This is a genomic window from Cupriavidus oxalaticus, assembly GCF_004768545.1.
Lineage (GTDB): Bacteria > Pseudomonadota > Gammaproteobacteria > Burkholderiales > Burkholderiaceae > Cupriavidus > Cupriavidus oxalaticus_A.
The window spans coordinates 2639047-2652809 of sequence record NZ_CP038635.1; the positions used below are offsets into that span (position 1 = coordinate 2639047).

The 13763-nt window shown below is 68.4% G+C and carries 11 protein-coding genes; 6 read left to right on the forward strand and 5 right to left on the reverse strand.

Annotation, left to right across the window (positions count from 1 at the left end; all coding sequences use genetic code 11):
* Positions 1–8: 8 nt before the first annotated feature.
* From E0W60_RS23035 to E0W60_RS23045, 3 genes are all read right to left on the reverse strand, one after another.
* The gene (locus E0W60_RS23035) at positions 9–197 is read right to left on the reverse strand and encodes a 4-oxalocrotonate tautomerase (RefSeq protein ID WP_029045525.1); all 189 of its coding nucleotides are present in this window, start codon (positions 195–197) and stop codon (positions 9–11) included.
* 54 nt (positions 198–251) lie between these two features.
* A complete protein-coding gene (locus E0W60_RS23040; protein ID WP_135705652.1) occupies positions 252–1028 on the reverse strand; it encodes a class II aldolase/adducin family protein in 777 nt (258 codons plus the stop codon).
* A 125-nt stretch (positions 1029–1153) separates the two neighbouring features.
* Entirely contained in the window at positions 1154–2428 is a 1275-nt protein-coding gene (locus tag E0W60_RS23045; RefSeq protein WP_135705653.1) for a YbfB/YjiJ family MFS transporter, read from the reverse strand.
* A gap of 139 nt (positions 2429–2567) precedes the next feature.
* Between E0W60_RS23045 and E0W60_RS23050 the strand changes: the two genes are divergently transcribed.
* The 3 genes from E0W60_RS23050 to E0W60_RS23060 all read left to right on the forward strand — a co-directional run bounded on the left by E0W60_RS23050 (position 2568) and on the right by E0W60_RS23060 (position 5804).
* Positions 2568–3464 carry a LysR family transcriptional regulator gene (locus E0W60_RS23050; protein ID WP_135705654.1) on the forward strand — a complete coding sequence of 299 codons (897 nt, stop codon included), beginning with the start codon at positions 2568–2570 and terminating at the stop codon, positions 3462–3464.
* A gap of 109 nt (positions 3465–3573) precedes the next feature.
* Positions 3574–5037 (forward strand): NfeD family protein, encoded by a 1464-nt coding sequence (locus E0W60_RS23055; RefSeq protein WP_135705655.1) that lies wholly within the window; start codon positions 3574–3576, stop codon positions 5035–5037.
* Positions 5038–5039: 2 nt separating this feature from the next.
* On the forward strand, positions 5040–5804 hold the full coding sequence (locus E0W60_RS23060) for a slipin family protein (protein WP_133097405.1): 765 nt from the start codon (positions 5040–5042) through the stop codon (positions 5802–5804).
* 72 nt (positions 5805–5876) lie between these two features.
* On the opposite strand, the gene alaS is transcribed toward E0W60_RS23060, so the two are convergent.
* On the reverse strand, positions 5877–8501 hold the full coding sequence (gene alaS, locus E0W60_RS23065) for an alanine--tRNA ligase (protein WP_135705657.1): 2625 nt from the start codon (positions 8499–8501) through the stop codon (positions 5877–5879).
* 328 nt (positions 8502–8829) lie between these two features.
* Here alaS and E0W60_RS23070 point away from each other — a divergent pair, with 328 nt between their 5' ends.
* The 3 genes from E0W60_RS23070 to E0W60_RS23080 all read left to right on the forward strand — a co-directional run bounded on the left by E0W60_RS23070 (position 8830) and on the right by E0W60_RS23080 (position 11661).
* On the forward strand, positions 8830–10050 hold the full coding sequence (locus E0W60_RS23070; RefSeq protein ID WP_135705658.1) for a CaiB/BaiF CoA transferase family protein: 1221 nt from the start codon (positions 8830–8832) through the stop codon (positions 10048–10050).
* Positions 10051–10181: 131 nt separating this feature from the next.
* Positions 10182–10637, forward strand: coding sequence for a DUF2214 family protein (locus tag E0W60_RS23075; protein ID WP_133097402.1), 456 nt, complete (start codon positions 10182–10184; stop codon positions 10635–10637).
* Positions 10638–10665: 28 nt separating this feature from the next.
* A complete protein-coding gene (locus tag E0W60_RS23080; RefSeq protein ID WP_135705660.1) occupies positions 10666–11661 on the forward strand; it encodes a tripartite tricarboxylate transporter substrate binding protein in 996 nt (331 codons plus the stop codon).
* A 114-nt stretch (positions 11662–11775) separates the two neighbouring features.
* Here the strand turns inward: E0W60_RS23080 and E0W60_RS23085 are convergent, their stop codons facing one another.
* Positions 11776–13557, reverse strand: coding sequence for a potassium/proton antiporter (locus E0W60_RS23085; protein ID WP_135705661.1), 1782 nt, complete (start codon positions 13555–13557; stop codon positions 11776–11778).
* Positions 13558–13763: the final 206 nt, after the last annotated feature.

Below are 13763 nucleotides of genomic sequence, written 5' to 3' on the forward strand. Positions count from 1 at the left end.
TCAGTGCCTTACTTCTTGTCGGCCCACAGCTCGCCGCCGGTGGCCCAGTTCTCGCGCTTGACGTCGGTGATGATGATGTCGACGGCCGAGGCCGAGCAGCCCAGCGTCTCGCAGGTGACGCGCGTCACTTCCTCGACGAACTTGCGCTTCTGATCGATGGTACGGCCTTCAAACATTTCGACGTGGAAAGTCGGCATGCAATGCTCCTTGTGATGATTGGTGTTCTAGGTAGTCGCCACGGGACGTGGCAATCAGTCCCGGTAGGAAGGATCGATTCTATCGAGTTTGCGCAGCAGCGCGGGCCACTCCATCACGCCCTCGATGGCGCCGTTGTCGAACAGTTGCCCGGAGGTCTTGTGGGCGACGCCGTGATCCGGCTGCACCAGCGCGCCGCCCGCCTGCGCAGCGATCTGGATCTCGCAGGCCTTGATCAGCGTCGCCATCAGCACATAGGCCTCGGCCACGGTGCGGCCCACGGTCAGCGTGCCGTGGTTGCGCAGCAGCATGGCGGGGTGCTCGCCCAACGAAGCGGTCAGCCGCCCGCCTTCGGCCGGGCTGAAGGCCAGCCCTTCGTAGTCGTGATAAGCGATGCGGCCGTAAAAGCGCATCGCGTGCTGCGACAGCGGCAGCAGGCCGGCTGCCTGCGCCGACACCGCGATGCCGGCGGTGTTATGCAGGTGCATCACGCACATCGCGTCGGGCCGGGCCGCGTGCACGGCGGCGTGCAGCGCGAAGCCGGTGACGTTGACCGGGTGGACAGTCTCGCCGACGACCTCGCCGCGGCCATTGATCTTGACCAGGTCGCTGGCGCGGATCTCGTCGAAGGCAAAGCCGAACGGGTTGATCAGGAAATGGTCCGGCTCGCCGGGCACGGTGGCCGAGATATGGGTGTAGATCAGGTCATCCCAGCCCTCGCGCGCGGCCAGCCGGTAGGCGGCGGCAAGGTCGAGGCGCACGCGCTGCTCTTCGGCGGAGACAGGCTGCGGGGAGGCGCCCGCGGCACGCGCGGGCTGCAAGGCAAAAGACATGGGGCTCGCTCCTGCGCCGCCCGGTCTCGCGTGCCGGGGTCGGCCCCGGCCTTGTGCTGCGGCGCAGGCGCGGCAGCCGCGATGCGTGGCGCGTCAGGCGGCAAAGGCGATACTGTAGCGCACCTTCACGATCCGCTCCGTGCGGGCGCCAGCGGCCAGGCGCGGCGCATCCAGGCGAACACCAGCGCACCCACCAGCAGCGACGCCGCCGCGCAGGCCAGCGAGCTGGCGAAGCCGCCAGTGCGCGCCACCAGCGCGGTTGCCAGTGGCGGTCCGGCGATCTGGCCGAGGCCGTACGACGCGGTCATCAACCCCATCAGCCGCGGCGCGTGCGGGCCCCACAGGCGCCGGGCCTCGCGCATGGCGAAGGCGACCAGCGCGGTGAACGGCAGGCCGGCCAGCAGGCTGCTCAGCGCAAACCCCGCCACCGTCGGCCACAGCACCGCAATCGCGACGCCCAGCGCCTGCATGCCGTAGGAAATCGTCAGCAGCTTGCGGCTGTCGTGCGCCATGCTCACCCGCGTCGCCAGCACGGCGCCGACCGCTACGCCGGCGCCGAAGATCGGCCAGAACAGGTCGGCCCAGACCGTGCCCGGCAGCGCCTCGCGCGCGATCACAGGCAGGAAGGTGGCGGTGATGATGTAGCCGAAGCCGGCCAGGCCGTAGGCCAGCGTCAGGGTCCAGGTCTGGGCGTCGAGCCGCGCGGCGGCGCCGGCCGGCTGCGCGGCGCCAGTGGCGCGCGCCTGGCCGGCGTCCGCGGCGATCGGCGGCGCCACGAAAATGCGCCACACCAGAGCCACAAGCACCGCGGCCAAGACGGTGAAGGCCAGCCAGCCATGGTCGGCATGCCAGCCCGCGCCGACCATGCCGGAGGCGCCCAGGCCCGTGGCGACGATGCCAAGCCCCGGCCCACAGAAGATCAGCCCGCCCAGTTGCGGCTTGCCCAGTTCGGCCAGCCGCTGCAGGCACCAGCCGGCGGTATAGACCAGCACCACCGCGCTGGCCACGCCGGCGGCGAAGCGCCACAGCGACCACGCCGGCATGCCCCCCGGCAGCGCCATGCCCAGCGTCAGCAGCACCGTCGCCACCAGGCCCCAGCGCACCATGCGCAGGGCGTCGGGGCGGATAAACATGCACAGCGCGGCACCGAGGAAATAACCGATGTAGTTGACCGTCGCCAGCCAGCCGCCCTGATGCAGGTCGACGATGCGGTCGTGCAGCATCATCGGCAGCAAGGGCGTAAAGGCGAAACGGCCGATTCCCATCACCACCGCCAGCGACACCAGGCCGGCCATCGCCACCGCCACCGGACCGGCGTGACGCAACGGCGCGGCCGGTATCGAAGTGGTGGGGCTGGCGGCGGCGACCTGGTCGGGATCGAGGCTGTGGAGCTTGGACATGGCTCTGGCTGTGGGCGCAGCGGTTGCATTGCAGTCCCTGTATGCTACGCTGTGAATGCCATCCCGAAAAATGAATTATCCAGATGTAATGCATCATTAGTCGAGATGGATTTCGGATTCCCGTTCCGAGACCATGGCCATGGACCTTGCCGAGCTTGAAATCTTCCGTGCCGTCGTCGAAGCCGGCGGCATCACCCGTGCGGCCGAGCGGCTGCACCGGGTGCAATCCAACGTGACCACTCGCATCCGCCAGCTGGAGCAGTCGCTCGGGGTCGAGTTGTTCGTGCGCGATGGCCGGCGCATGGTGCTGACGCCGGCGGGACAGACCCTGTTCGACTACGCCTGCCGCATCCTGCAGCTGACCGAGGAAGCGCGCCAGGCGGTGCTGCCGGCACGTCCCAGCGGCCGCCTGCGCATCGCCTCGATGGAAAGCACCGCGGCCAGCCGTTTGCCCAATGTGCTGGCGGCGTACCACCAGGCGTGGCCCGAGGTCCAGCTGGAACTGGTGACGCTGGCGACGCGGCAGGCGCTTGATGCGCTGGCGCGCTTCGAGGTCGATTGCGCCTTTGTCGCCGAGCCGCTTTCCGAGCCGGGGCTGGCGGCCGTTCCCGCCTTCGAGGAGGAGCTGGTGGTAATCGCGCGTGCCGGGCATCGCCCGATCCGCTCCTCCGCCGACCTGGAAGTGCCGACGCTGCTGGCGTTCGAGTCCGGGTGCAACTACCGCGCGCGCGTCGAGGCCTGGTATGCCGGCGGCGACTCGGCCCCGCCGCCACGCGTACTGGAGCTGGGCTCCTACCATGCCATCGTCGCCTGCGCGGCGGCCGGCATCGGCGCCGCGATCGTGCCGCGATCGGTGCTGGCCCTGTACCGGGACCTGCCCGCCATCAGCCAGCACGGCCTGGGGCCTGCGGGCCGCGTGCGCACCATGCTGGCCTGGCATCCGGCCATGGCGGGCGCCGCGCTGCATGCGCTGGTCGATATGCTGCGCAAGCACGCACCCGGACCGCAAGGCGAGGCCGAGCTCGTCGCAGCCTGAGCGCCCTCGCGGCGACCGGCTGTCGGCACATTGCCGCCATGCAAGATGTGCCCGGTGGCCTACACTGAAAGTGGCGCCACCCCGGCACCCTGCGTGCCCCGCCCTTGCGATGAAACCTGCCACCGCGTTTATGCGGGCGATTCGGCTGCTGGCCGGCCTGGTGCTGGCATGCAGCGCTGCACTGGCCGTCAGCTTCGCCAACCTGCATGCGCGCGCCGCACCCGCCTCCGCGCCTGCCGCCACGGCCACCCCGCCGGTCTACGTGATCCCGCTCAAAGGCGCGGTCAGCCCGGCGAGCGCCAGCTTTATCCTGCGCGGCATTGCGCGCGCCCGCGAAGGCGGTGCGCAGCTGGTGGTGCTGGAAATGGACACGCCGGGCGGGCTCGATGCCTCGATGCGCGAGATCATCCAGGCAATCCTGGCGTCACCGGTGCCGGTGGCCAGCTATGTCTATCCGGGCGGCGCACGCGCGGCCAGCGCGGGCACCTACATCCTCTACGCCAGCCATGTCGCGGCCATGGCGCCGGGCACCAACCTGGGCGCGGCCAGCCCGGTGCAGATCGGCATCGGCGGGCCGCAGAAGCCGGACGCCCTGCCGGGCTCAACGCCGGCCTCGGCGCCGTCAAGCGAACCTGCCGCGGCAGACACCATGGCGCGCAAGCAGATGCACGATGCCTCGGCCTATATCCGCGGCCTGGCCCAGCTGCGCGGGCGCAATGTCGAATGGGCCGAGCGCGCCGTGCGCGAAGCCGTCAGCCTGTCGGCCGACGAAGCCCTGGCGCAGAAGGTGATCGACGTGGTCGCGCCCGACCTGCCCGCACTGCTGCGCCAGGTCGAAGGCCGCAAGCTGGTCACCGCGGGCGGCAAAACCAGCGAACTGCGCACGCGCGATGCCCCGGTGGTGACGCTGGAACCTGACTGGCGCAACCGCTTCCTGGCCGTCATCACCGAGCCCAGCGTGGCGCTGATGCTGATGATGATCGGCATCTACGCGCTGATTTTCGAGTTCTCCACGCCAGGCATGGTGGTGCCCGGCATCGTTGGCGCGATCTGCCTGCTGCTGGCGCTGTTCGCGCTGCATATGCTGCCGGTCAACTATGCCGGGCTGGCGCTGGTGGTGCTCGGCATCGGCTGCATGGTCGCCGAGCTGTTCCTGCCGACCTTCGGCGCGCTGGGCGTGGGCGGCATCATTGCCTTTGCCTTCGGCGCGGTGATGCTGATCGACACCGACGTGCCGGGTTTCGGCGTGCCGCTGCCGATGGTGGCGGCGCTGTCGGCGATGTCGGCGTTCTTTGTATTCGGCATGTCGGCGCTGCTGCTGCGCTCGCGCAGGCGGCCGGTGGTCAGCGGCGCCGACACGCTGGTCGGCAGCCGCGGCGAACTGCTCGACGACGTGCCTGACGCACCCGGCCAGGAAGGCTGGGCCTCGGTGCGCGGCGAACGCTGGCGCGTGCGCAGCGCGAGTCCGCTGGCGCGCGGCACGCCGGTGGTGGTGACCGCGCGGCACGGGCTGGTGCTCGAAGTGGTCGCCGCGCCCTCTGCTGCTCAACCGACTCCAAAAAAGGGAGCGTGAACATGGCATTCGGATTCAGCTTCGGCGGATTGATCTTCCTGGTGGCGCTGCTCATCATCACGTCGTTCCGCGTGCTGCGCGAGTACGAGCGCGGCGTGGTCTTCATGCTTGGGCGCTTCTGGAAGGTGAAGGGTCCGGGCCTGGTGCTGATCATTCCCGCCGTGCAGCAGATGGTGCGGGTGGACCTGCGCACGGTGGTGATGGACGTGCCGCCGCAGGACGTGATCTCGCACGACAACGTGTCGGTCAAGGTGAACGCGGTTGTGTATTTCCGCGTGGTCGATCCTGAGCTGGCGATTATCCAGGTAGCGAACTTCCTCGAGGCCACCAGCCAGCTCGCGCAGACCACGCTGCGAGCGGTGCTCGGCAAGCATGAACTGGACGAGATGCTGGCCGAACGGGAAAAGCTCAACCTCGATATCCAGAAGGTGCTGGACGCGCAGACCGATGCGTGGGGGATCAAGGTCTCGAACGTCGAGATCAAGCACGTCGACCTGAACGAGTCGATGGTGCGCGCGATTGCGCGGCAGGCCGAGGCCGAGCGCGAGCGGCGCGCCAAGGTGATCCACGCCGAGGGCGAGCTGCAGGCATCCGAGAAGCTGCTGGAAGCGGCGCAGATGCTGGCGCGGCAGCCGCAGGCGATGCAGCTGCGCTATATGCAGACGCTGACGCAGATCGCCGGGGACAAGAGTTCGACGATCGTGTTTCCGTTGCCGATGGATTTATTGACGACGCTGCGGAGTGCCATGGGCAACACCGAGAAGTAGGAAAGCAGAAGGGGCGCCACTGGCGCCCCTTCTTCATCTGCTTGCGAATCGGCTTGCGGAATGGTCAGGCCATCAGACCTTGGCCGCCACCCACTCGCTGACACCCGCCAGCGCCTGCGGCAGCTTGGCCGGCTCGGTGCCACCAGCCTGCGCCATGTCCGGACGGCCGCCGCCCTTGCCACCCACCTGCTGGGCGACAAAGTTGACCAGCTCGCCGGCCTTGACCTTGCCGGTGGCATCGGCGGTGACGCCGGCGATCAGGCTGACCTTGCCGTCGGCCACGGCCGCCAGCACGATCGCCGCGCTCTGCAGCTTGTCCTTGAGCTTGTCCATGGTCTCGCGCAGCGTCTTCACGTCGGCGCCGTCGAGCTGGGCAGCCAGCACCTTCAGGCCCTTCACGTCGATGGCCTGCGCCGCCAGCTCGTCGCCCTGCGAAGCCGCCAGCTTGCTCTTCAGGCGCTCCAGCTCCTTCTCCAGCGCGCGCACCTGGTCCTGCACCTGGCCAATGCGCGGCACGAGTTCCGACGGCTGCGCCTTCAGCACGGCAGCGGCTTCGTTGAGCCTGGCATCCAGGTTCTGCAGGTAGTGCAGCGCGTTGTCGCCGGTGATCGCTTCCACGCGGCGGATGCCGGCAGCGACGCCGCCTTCCACCACGATCTTGAACAGGCCGATATCGCCGGTGCGATGCACGTGGGTGCCGCCGCACAGTTCCTTCGAGGTGCCGATCGACAGCACGCGCACGTCGTCGGCGTACTTCTCGCCGAACAGCGCCATCGCGCCGCTCTTGACGGCATCGTCGAACGGCATGATCTCGGCGTGCGTATCGTCGTTGCGCAGGATCTCGGCGTTGACGATCTCTTCCACCTTGCGGATCTGCTCTTCGGTCAGCGCGGCGTTGTGCGAGAAGTCGAAGCGGGTCTTGTCCGCATCCACCAGCGAGCCCTTCTGCTGCACGTGCGTGCCCAGCACTTCGCGCAGGGCCTTGTGCATCAGGTGGGTGGCCGAGTGGTTGCGCACGGTGCGCGCGCGGCGCAGCGCGTCGACCTGCGCCGAGACGGCGTCGCCCACCTTCAGCGCGCCGCCTGCCAGCGTGCCCTGGTGGCCGAACACGTCGGCCTGGACCTTGGTGGTGTCGGCGACAGCAAATACAGCGTTGCCAGCCTTCAGCACGCCCTGGTCGCCGGCCTGGCCGCCGGACTCGGCGTAGAACGGGGTGTTATCGAGCACCACCACGCCGGTCTGGCCCGGCTGCATGGTGTCGACCGAGGCGCCATCCACATACAGCGCGGTGACCAACGCCCGCGGCAGTTCCAGCTTTTCGTAGCCATGGAACACGGTCTTGTCGCCCGTGTACTCCAGGCCGGCAGCCATCTTGAACTTGCCGGCGGCGCGCGCCTGCTCGCGCTGGCGGCTCATCGCGGCATCGAACGCGGCCTCGTCCACGGCGATTTCCTGCTCGCGGCACACGTCCTGCGTCAGGTCCAGCGGAAAGCCGAAGGTGTCGTGCAGCTTGAAGGCCAGTTCGCCGTCCAGCGTCTTGCCGCCCTTGAGCTTCAGCTCGGCCAGCGCGGCGTCCAGGATCGACATGCCGTTCTCGATGGTCTCGAAGAAGCGCTCTTCCTCGGCCTTCAGCACTTCGGTCACGCGCGACTGGGCTTCGGCCAGTTCCGGATAGGCCTCGCCCATCTGCGCGACCAGGTCCGGCACCAGCTTGTGGAAGAACGGGGTCTTCTGGCCCAGCTTGTAGCCGTGGCGGATGGCGCGGCGCACGATGCGGCGCAGCACGTAGCCGCGGCCTTCGTTGCCCGGGATCACGCCGTCGACGATCAGGAACGAGCACGCGCGGATATGGTCGGCGATGACCTTCAGCGAGTTCTGGTTCAGGTTGTCGATATGGGTCTCGCGCGCGGCGGCCTTGATCAGTGCCTGGAACAGGTCGATCTCATAGTTGCTGTGCACGTGCTGCAGCACCGCGGCGATGCGCTCCAGGCCCATGCCGGTATCCACGCACGGCTTGGGCAGCGGCGTCATGTTGCCCTGCTCGTCGCGGTTGAACTGCATGAACACCAGGTTCCAGATCTCGATGTAGCGGTCGCCGTCTTCCTCCGGCGATCCCGGCGGGCCGCCCCACACCTCCGGGCCGTGGTCGTAGAAGATTTCCGAGCACGGGCCGCACGGGCCGGTGTCGGCCATCTGCCAGAAGTTGTCCGAGGCGTAGCGCGCGCCCTTGTTGTCGCCGATGCGCACGATGCGCTCGGTCGGCACGCCCACTTCCTTGGCCCAGATGTCGTATGCCTCGTCGTCTTCCGCGTAGACTGTCACCCACAGCTTTTCGGCCGGCAGCTGGTAGGTCCTGGTCAGCAGTTCCCACGCGTACAGGATGGCATCGCGCTTGAAGTAGTCGCCAAACGAGAAGTTGCCCAGCATCTCGAAGAACGTATGGTGGCGGGCGGTGTAGCCCACGTTCTCCAGGTCGTTGTGCTTGCCGCCGGCGCGCACCGAACGCTGCGACGAGGTCGCGCGGGTGTACGGCCGCTTGTCGGTGCCCAGGAACACGTCCTTGAACTGCACCATGCCGGAGTTGGTGAACAGCAGCGTCGGGTCGTTCGCCGGCACCAGGCTGGACGAGCGGACCACGGTATGGCCCTTCGATTCGAAGAACTGCAGGAACTTGCTGCGAATGTCTGAGACTTTCATGGGATGGCGGACGCTGCTGCGGCTGGGCCGGGCGCGACGAGTCAGTTTTGGATTTGCAAACCGTTGATTATACGGGCAAGCCAGCCCCAAAAGGGCATGGCGGGGGCATGGCGGGGGCATGGCAGGCAGACCAGGCACCGCGCCCCGGGACCGGCCGGCTATCGCCCAAATCAAATACCACGGAGAGCCGATTGCATCACTTTATGGCTTGCCTCGCCGGGCCCGGGTGATACAGTGCAGGCACCCCGCGCCGGCCATTGCGCGCCGCGGCGCCGGCAGCCGGTTTTCCGATCCTTCCCCGCATCACCTCAGAATTTCTTCTACCGCCATGGGAGCCTTAAGCCATCTCCGCGTCCTCGACCTGACCCGCGTCCTCGCCGGTCCCTGGTGCGCCCAGAACCTTGCCGACTTCGGCGCCGATGTGATCAAGATCGAGCGCCCCGGCGCCGGCGACGACACCCGCACCTGGGGCCCGCCCTGGCTCAAGGACGAAGACGGCCGCGACACCGCCGAGGCCGCCTACTACCTGGCCGCCAACCGCAACAAGCGCTCGGTCACCTGCGACATCAGCACGCCCGAGGGCCAGCAGATCGTGCGCGACCTCGCCGCGCAGAGCGACGTGGTGCTGGAGAACTACAAGGTCGGCCAGTTGAAGAAATATGGCCTGGACTACGACTCCCTGAAGCAGGTCAAGCCCGACCTGATCTACTGCTCTGTCACCGGCTTCGGCCAGACCGGCCCGTACGCCGCGCGCCCCGGCTATGACTTCATCATCCAGGGCATGGGCGGCTTCATGAGCCTGACCGGCGAGCGCGACGACCTGCCCGGCGGCGGCCCGCAGAAGGCCGGCGTGGCGATTTCCGACCTGATGACGGGCCAGTACGCCACCATCGCGGTGCTGGCGGCACTCGCCCACCGCGACCGCACCGGCGAGGGCCAGTACATCGACATGGCGCTGCTCGACGTGCAGGTGGCCATGCTCGCCAACATGAACACCAACTACCTGGCCAGCGGCGAGGCGCCGCGCCGCTGGGGCAATGCGCACCCCAACATCGTCCCCTACCAGACCTTCCAGGCCGCCGACGGCTGGATCATCGTCGCGGTGGGCAACGACGGGCAGTTCCGCAAGTTCGTCACCGACGGCGGCCGGCCAGAGCTGGCCGACGACCCGCGCTTTGCCAAAAACCCGCAGCGCGTGGCCAACCGCGACGTGCTGGTGCCGATCCTGGCCGAGATGGTGCGCCCGCGCACCCGCGCGCAGTGGATCCGCGACCTGGAAGCCGCGGGCGTGCCGTGCGGCCCGATCAACACGCTCGACGACGTGTTCGAGGACGACCAGGTCAAGGCGCGCGGCCTGCGCGTGGACCTGCCCCACCCCAGCGCGGGCGAGGTCAAGCTGGTCGGCAGCCCGATCAAGATGAGCGTGACGCCACCGCAGGCGCTGCGCCACCCGCCGCTGCTGGGCGAGCACACCGACACGGTGCTGGGCGAGACCCTGGGCTACAGCGCCGGGCAGATCGCCGCACTTCGCGCAAAAGGTGTGCTGTAAGATTCTCCTCCTGACCGCGGCAGGCCAGGCCTGCCCTGCCGCAGGTGCTTTCCGGAAGTTCAGTTCCCACTGAAGTACTTTCCACGGGCCCGCGCCCCCCGCGCGGGCCTGCGCAAAGCAAAGGAGAACCCATGCTGACCGACGCCATCCTGGCCTTCCTGCATTTCCTTGCGATCTTTGTCCTGATCACGCTGATGGCCGCCGAGGCCGTGGCACTGCGCCCGGACCTGACCCCGGCCACCGTGCGGCGCCTGTCGCTGTATGACCTGTTCTATTTCCTGTCGGCGATGCTGGCGCTGGGGACCGGCCTGCTGCGCCTGTTCTACGGCGCCAAGGGCGTCGACTTCTACCTGCACAATCCGTGGTTCCACGCCAAGATGGGCGTGTTCGTGCTGATCGCGCTGTGCTCGCTGCCGCCGACCTTTGCCATCGCGCGCTGGCGCAAGCAGGCGCGCAGGCTGCCCGATTACGTGCCGCCGCCGTCCGAGATCAAGGCGGCGCGGCGCTGGGTCATGATCGAATCGCACCTGGTGATCCTGCTGCCGCTGTGCGCCGTGATGATGGCGCGCGGCATCGGGGCCCGCTAAGAATCCCAATCCCTCTGTCATCCGCAACATGCTGAAGAAACTGTTTGCCGCCGCGCTGACCGCGGCGCTGATGCCCGCCGCCGCCGCCGCGGCCACCACCGCCTACCCCGCCAAGCCCGTCCGCTTCGTGGTGCCCTATCCCGCCGGCGGCCCGCTCGACACCGTGGCGCGCGCCATCGGCGACAAGCTGCGCGACAGCCTGGGCCAGCCCGTGGTGGTGGAGAACAAGCCGGGCGCCGGCGGCAACCTGGGCGCGGACTACGTCGCCAAGCAGCCGGCCGACGGCTACACCATCGTCATGGGCGCGGTGGCCACGCATGCCATCAACCCGACGCTGTTCAGCAAGATGCCGTACGACCCGGTCAAGGACTTCGCGCCGATCACGCTGGTCGCCGACGTGCCCAACGTGCTGGTGATGCACCCCGGCAAGGCCGCCGACCTGCACATCAACAACGTGCGCGACCTGGTCGCCTACGCGCGCAAGAACCCGGGCAAGCTGGACTACGCCTCGGGTGGCAACGGCAGCGCCGGGCACCTGTCGGGCGAGCTGTTCAAGAGCATGGCGAAGATCAGCATGGTCCATATCCCCTACAACGGCGCGTCGCCCGCGCAGCTGTCGGTGCTGTCGGGCCAGACCGACCTGATCTTCGACAACCTGGCTTCGGCATCGGCCAATATCAAGGCGGGCAAGCTCAAGGCCTTCGCCGTGACCACCGCCAGCCGCGCGGCGGCGTTCCCCGAACTGCCGACCATTGCCGAGGCCGGCAAGGGGCTGGGGCTGGAAGGCTTCGATATCTCGACGTGGTTCGGCGTGTTCGCTCCGGCCAATACGCCGCGAGAAATCGTGGACAAGCTGAACCACGAGATCGTAGCGATCCTGAAGACGGACGACATGAAGGCGCGCCTGGCCCGGATCGGCGCACAGCCGGCGCCGACCACGCCCGAGCAGTTTGGGGCGTTGGTGCAGAAGGAACTGAAGAAGTATGCGCAGATCGTCAAGGTGTCGGGGGCGAAGGTGGACTGAAGTCCAAACCATCGCAGGACCAACGGCTTTGGGTGCTCCCAAGCCGCGCGAGCTAGCCCAAGCAAGGTGTTCTCCCTCTCCCGCAGGCGGGAGGGGGGAGCAAACCAACGCAAATCAAGCGCGCTCGCGGCCCGCTTCCTCCCTGCGCCGCCTCACCCACAGCTTCCCGCCGGAATCCCCCTCCAGCCGCGGCAGCAGCAATCCCACCTGCAGGATCTTCGCCCCCTCCATCCGCGTCACCGTCAGTGGCACCCCCGCGATCTCGACGCTGTCGCCCTCCACCGGCGGCGAGGTGAACACCCGCAGCATCGCCGCTTCCAGCGATAACGCTTCTTCCTCCGGCGTCAGCGCGCGCGTGCCGTAAATGGCCGCCACGTCGCCCAACGGCGCATCGCCGGACAGCAGGAAATCGTGCGAGACCTCCTCCCAGGTGGGCGCGCGCCCAGGGCTCTGGAACAACAGCGAGAGCCTCGGCAGCGTTGTCGCCGGTGCCAGCACGCTAACCGCATCGCCAGCGCGCAGTACGGTCTGATTCGGTTCGGCCAGCGCGTCGTCGCGCGCCACCGTCAGCAGGCGGCTGCGCGGCGGCAGTTCGAGCTGGTCGGCGCGCACGTTTTCCACCGGCGCGTTGGGCCCCACGCAGAACTGCATCACCTCCAGGATCGGCGCGCGCGTGCCGCGCAGCCGCGAACGCGCCACCGGCTCCGGATAGCCGGGCCGGCGCACGCGCGCCAGCCGCGCCGCGACCGATACGGTGGTGCCCTGGAACAGCAGGCTGGCCAGCACCACGGCAAAGGCGATGCGGAACAGCAAGCCGGCCTCGGGCGCCTGGCGCAGCAGCGGGAACAGCGCCAGCACGATCGGCACCGCGCCGCGCAGGCCCATCCACGCGATAAAGCCCTTCTCGCGCGCATTGAAGCGGAACGGCAGCAGCGCCACCCACACCGCCACCGGGCGCGCCACCAGCATCAGGAACGCGGCGACCGCCACCGCGGGCCCGGCCACTTCCAGGATCCGATGCGGCGCCACCAGCAGGCCCAGCAGCAGGAACATTGCCGACTGCGCCAGCCAGGCCATGCCGTCCATCGCGCGCATGACGTCGGCGGTGACCGCGCGCTCGCGGTTGCCGATCAGCATGCCGGTCAGGTACACCGCCAGGAAGCCGCTGCCGCCGGCGGTCTGCACCAGCGCGAACACCATGGCCCCGCCTGCGCACAGCAGGATCGCCTGCAGGCCTTCGGCCACGTGGATGCGCTCCAGCACACGGGCCAGGCAGTATCCCAGCGCCAGCCCAAGCACACCGCCCACGCCGAACTGCACCAGCAGGCTCATCACCAACCCCAGCGGCGTCAGCCCGCCGGGTGCGGTGACCCATTCGATCAGCGTCAGGGTCAGGAAAATCGCCATCGGGTCGTTGATGCCCGACTCGATCTCCAGCACGCTCGCGACCCGGTCCTTGAGGCGGATGCCGCTGCTGTGAAGCATCGAGAAAACCGCCGCCGCATCGGTCGAGCCGACGATGGCGCCGAGCAGCAGCCCGAGCCGCCAGTCGATACCGAGCAGCCACGCCGCGAACACGCCCACCAGCCCGGCTGTCACCAGCACGCCCACGGTCGCCAGCGACAGCGACGGCTTGAGCGCAACCCGGAAGGTGGCGAAGCGCGTGCGCAGGCCGCCGTCGAGCAGGATCACCGCCAGCGCCAGGTTGCCGACCAGGAAGCTGAGCCAGGTGTCGTTGAAGCGGATGCCGCCGGGTCCGTCCACGCCGGCCAGCATGCCGACTGCCAGGAACACCAGCAGGAACGGCACGCCGAAGCGTGCCGAGAACGCCCCCAGCACGATGCCCAGCGACATCACGATGCCACCGATCAGGATGACGTGGTCGATGCTCTCCAAGCTGCTCCTTGCGTCACGTATGGGTCCTTGCCGGAACCTTTCAAACCTTACAGGGCTTTCAGGCCGGCGCCCCCGGAGACTGCAGTACAGATGCCCGGGATGATAGCGCAGCGCCTCTCGCCGCCCCACCCGCCAGCCCGCGTCCAGACTGGCTTTGCGGACCGGCCAGGCGCCTTTTAAGCGCCATCTCACTAGGGGATACCCGA

Bases quoted from the DNA above. Each gene is read 5' to 3' on its own strand.
- E0W60_RS23035 (WP_029045525.1), bottom strand. From the start codon at position 197: ATGCCGACTTTCCACGTCGAAATGTTTGAAGGCCGTACCATCGATCAG.
- E0W60_RS23040 (WP_135705652.1), bottom strand. From the start codon at position 1,028: ATGTCTTTTGCCTTGCAGCCCGCGCGTGCCGCGGGCGCCTCCCCGCAG.
- E0W60_RS23045 (WP_135705653.1), bottom strand. From the start codon at position 2,428: ATGTCCAAGCTCCACAGCCTCGATCCCGACCAGGTCGCCGCCGCCAGC.
- E0W60_RS23050 (WP_135705654.1), top strand. From the start codon at position 2,568: ATGGACCTTGCCGAGCTTGAAATCTTCCGTGCCGTCGTCGAAGCCGGC.
- E0W60_RS23055 (WP_135705655.1), top strand. From the start codon at position 3,574: ATGAAACCTGCCACCGCGTTTATGCGGGCGATTCGGCTGCTGGCCGGC.
- E0W60_RS23060 (WP_133097405.1), top strand. From the start codon at position 5,040: ATGGCATTCGGATTCAGCTTCGGCGGATTGATCTTCCTGGTGGCGCTG.
- alaS (WP_135705657.1), bottom strand. From the start codon at position 8,501: ATGAAAGTCTCAGACATTCGCAGCAAGTTCCTGCAGTTCTTCGAATCG.
- E0W60_RS23070 (WP_135705658.1), top strand. From the start codon at position 8,830: ATGGGAGCCTTAAGCCATCTCCGCGTCCTCGACCTGACCCGCGTCCTC.
- E0W60_RS23075 (WP_133097402.1), top strand. From the start codon at position 10,182: ATGCTGACCGACGCCATCCTGGCCTTCCTGCATTTCCTTGCGATCTTT.
- E0W60_RS23080 (WP_135705660.1), top strand. From the start codon at position 10,666: ATGCTGAAGAAACTGTTTGCCGCCGCGCTGACCGCGGCGCTGATGCCC.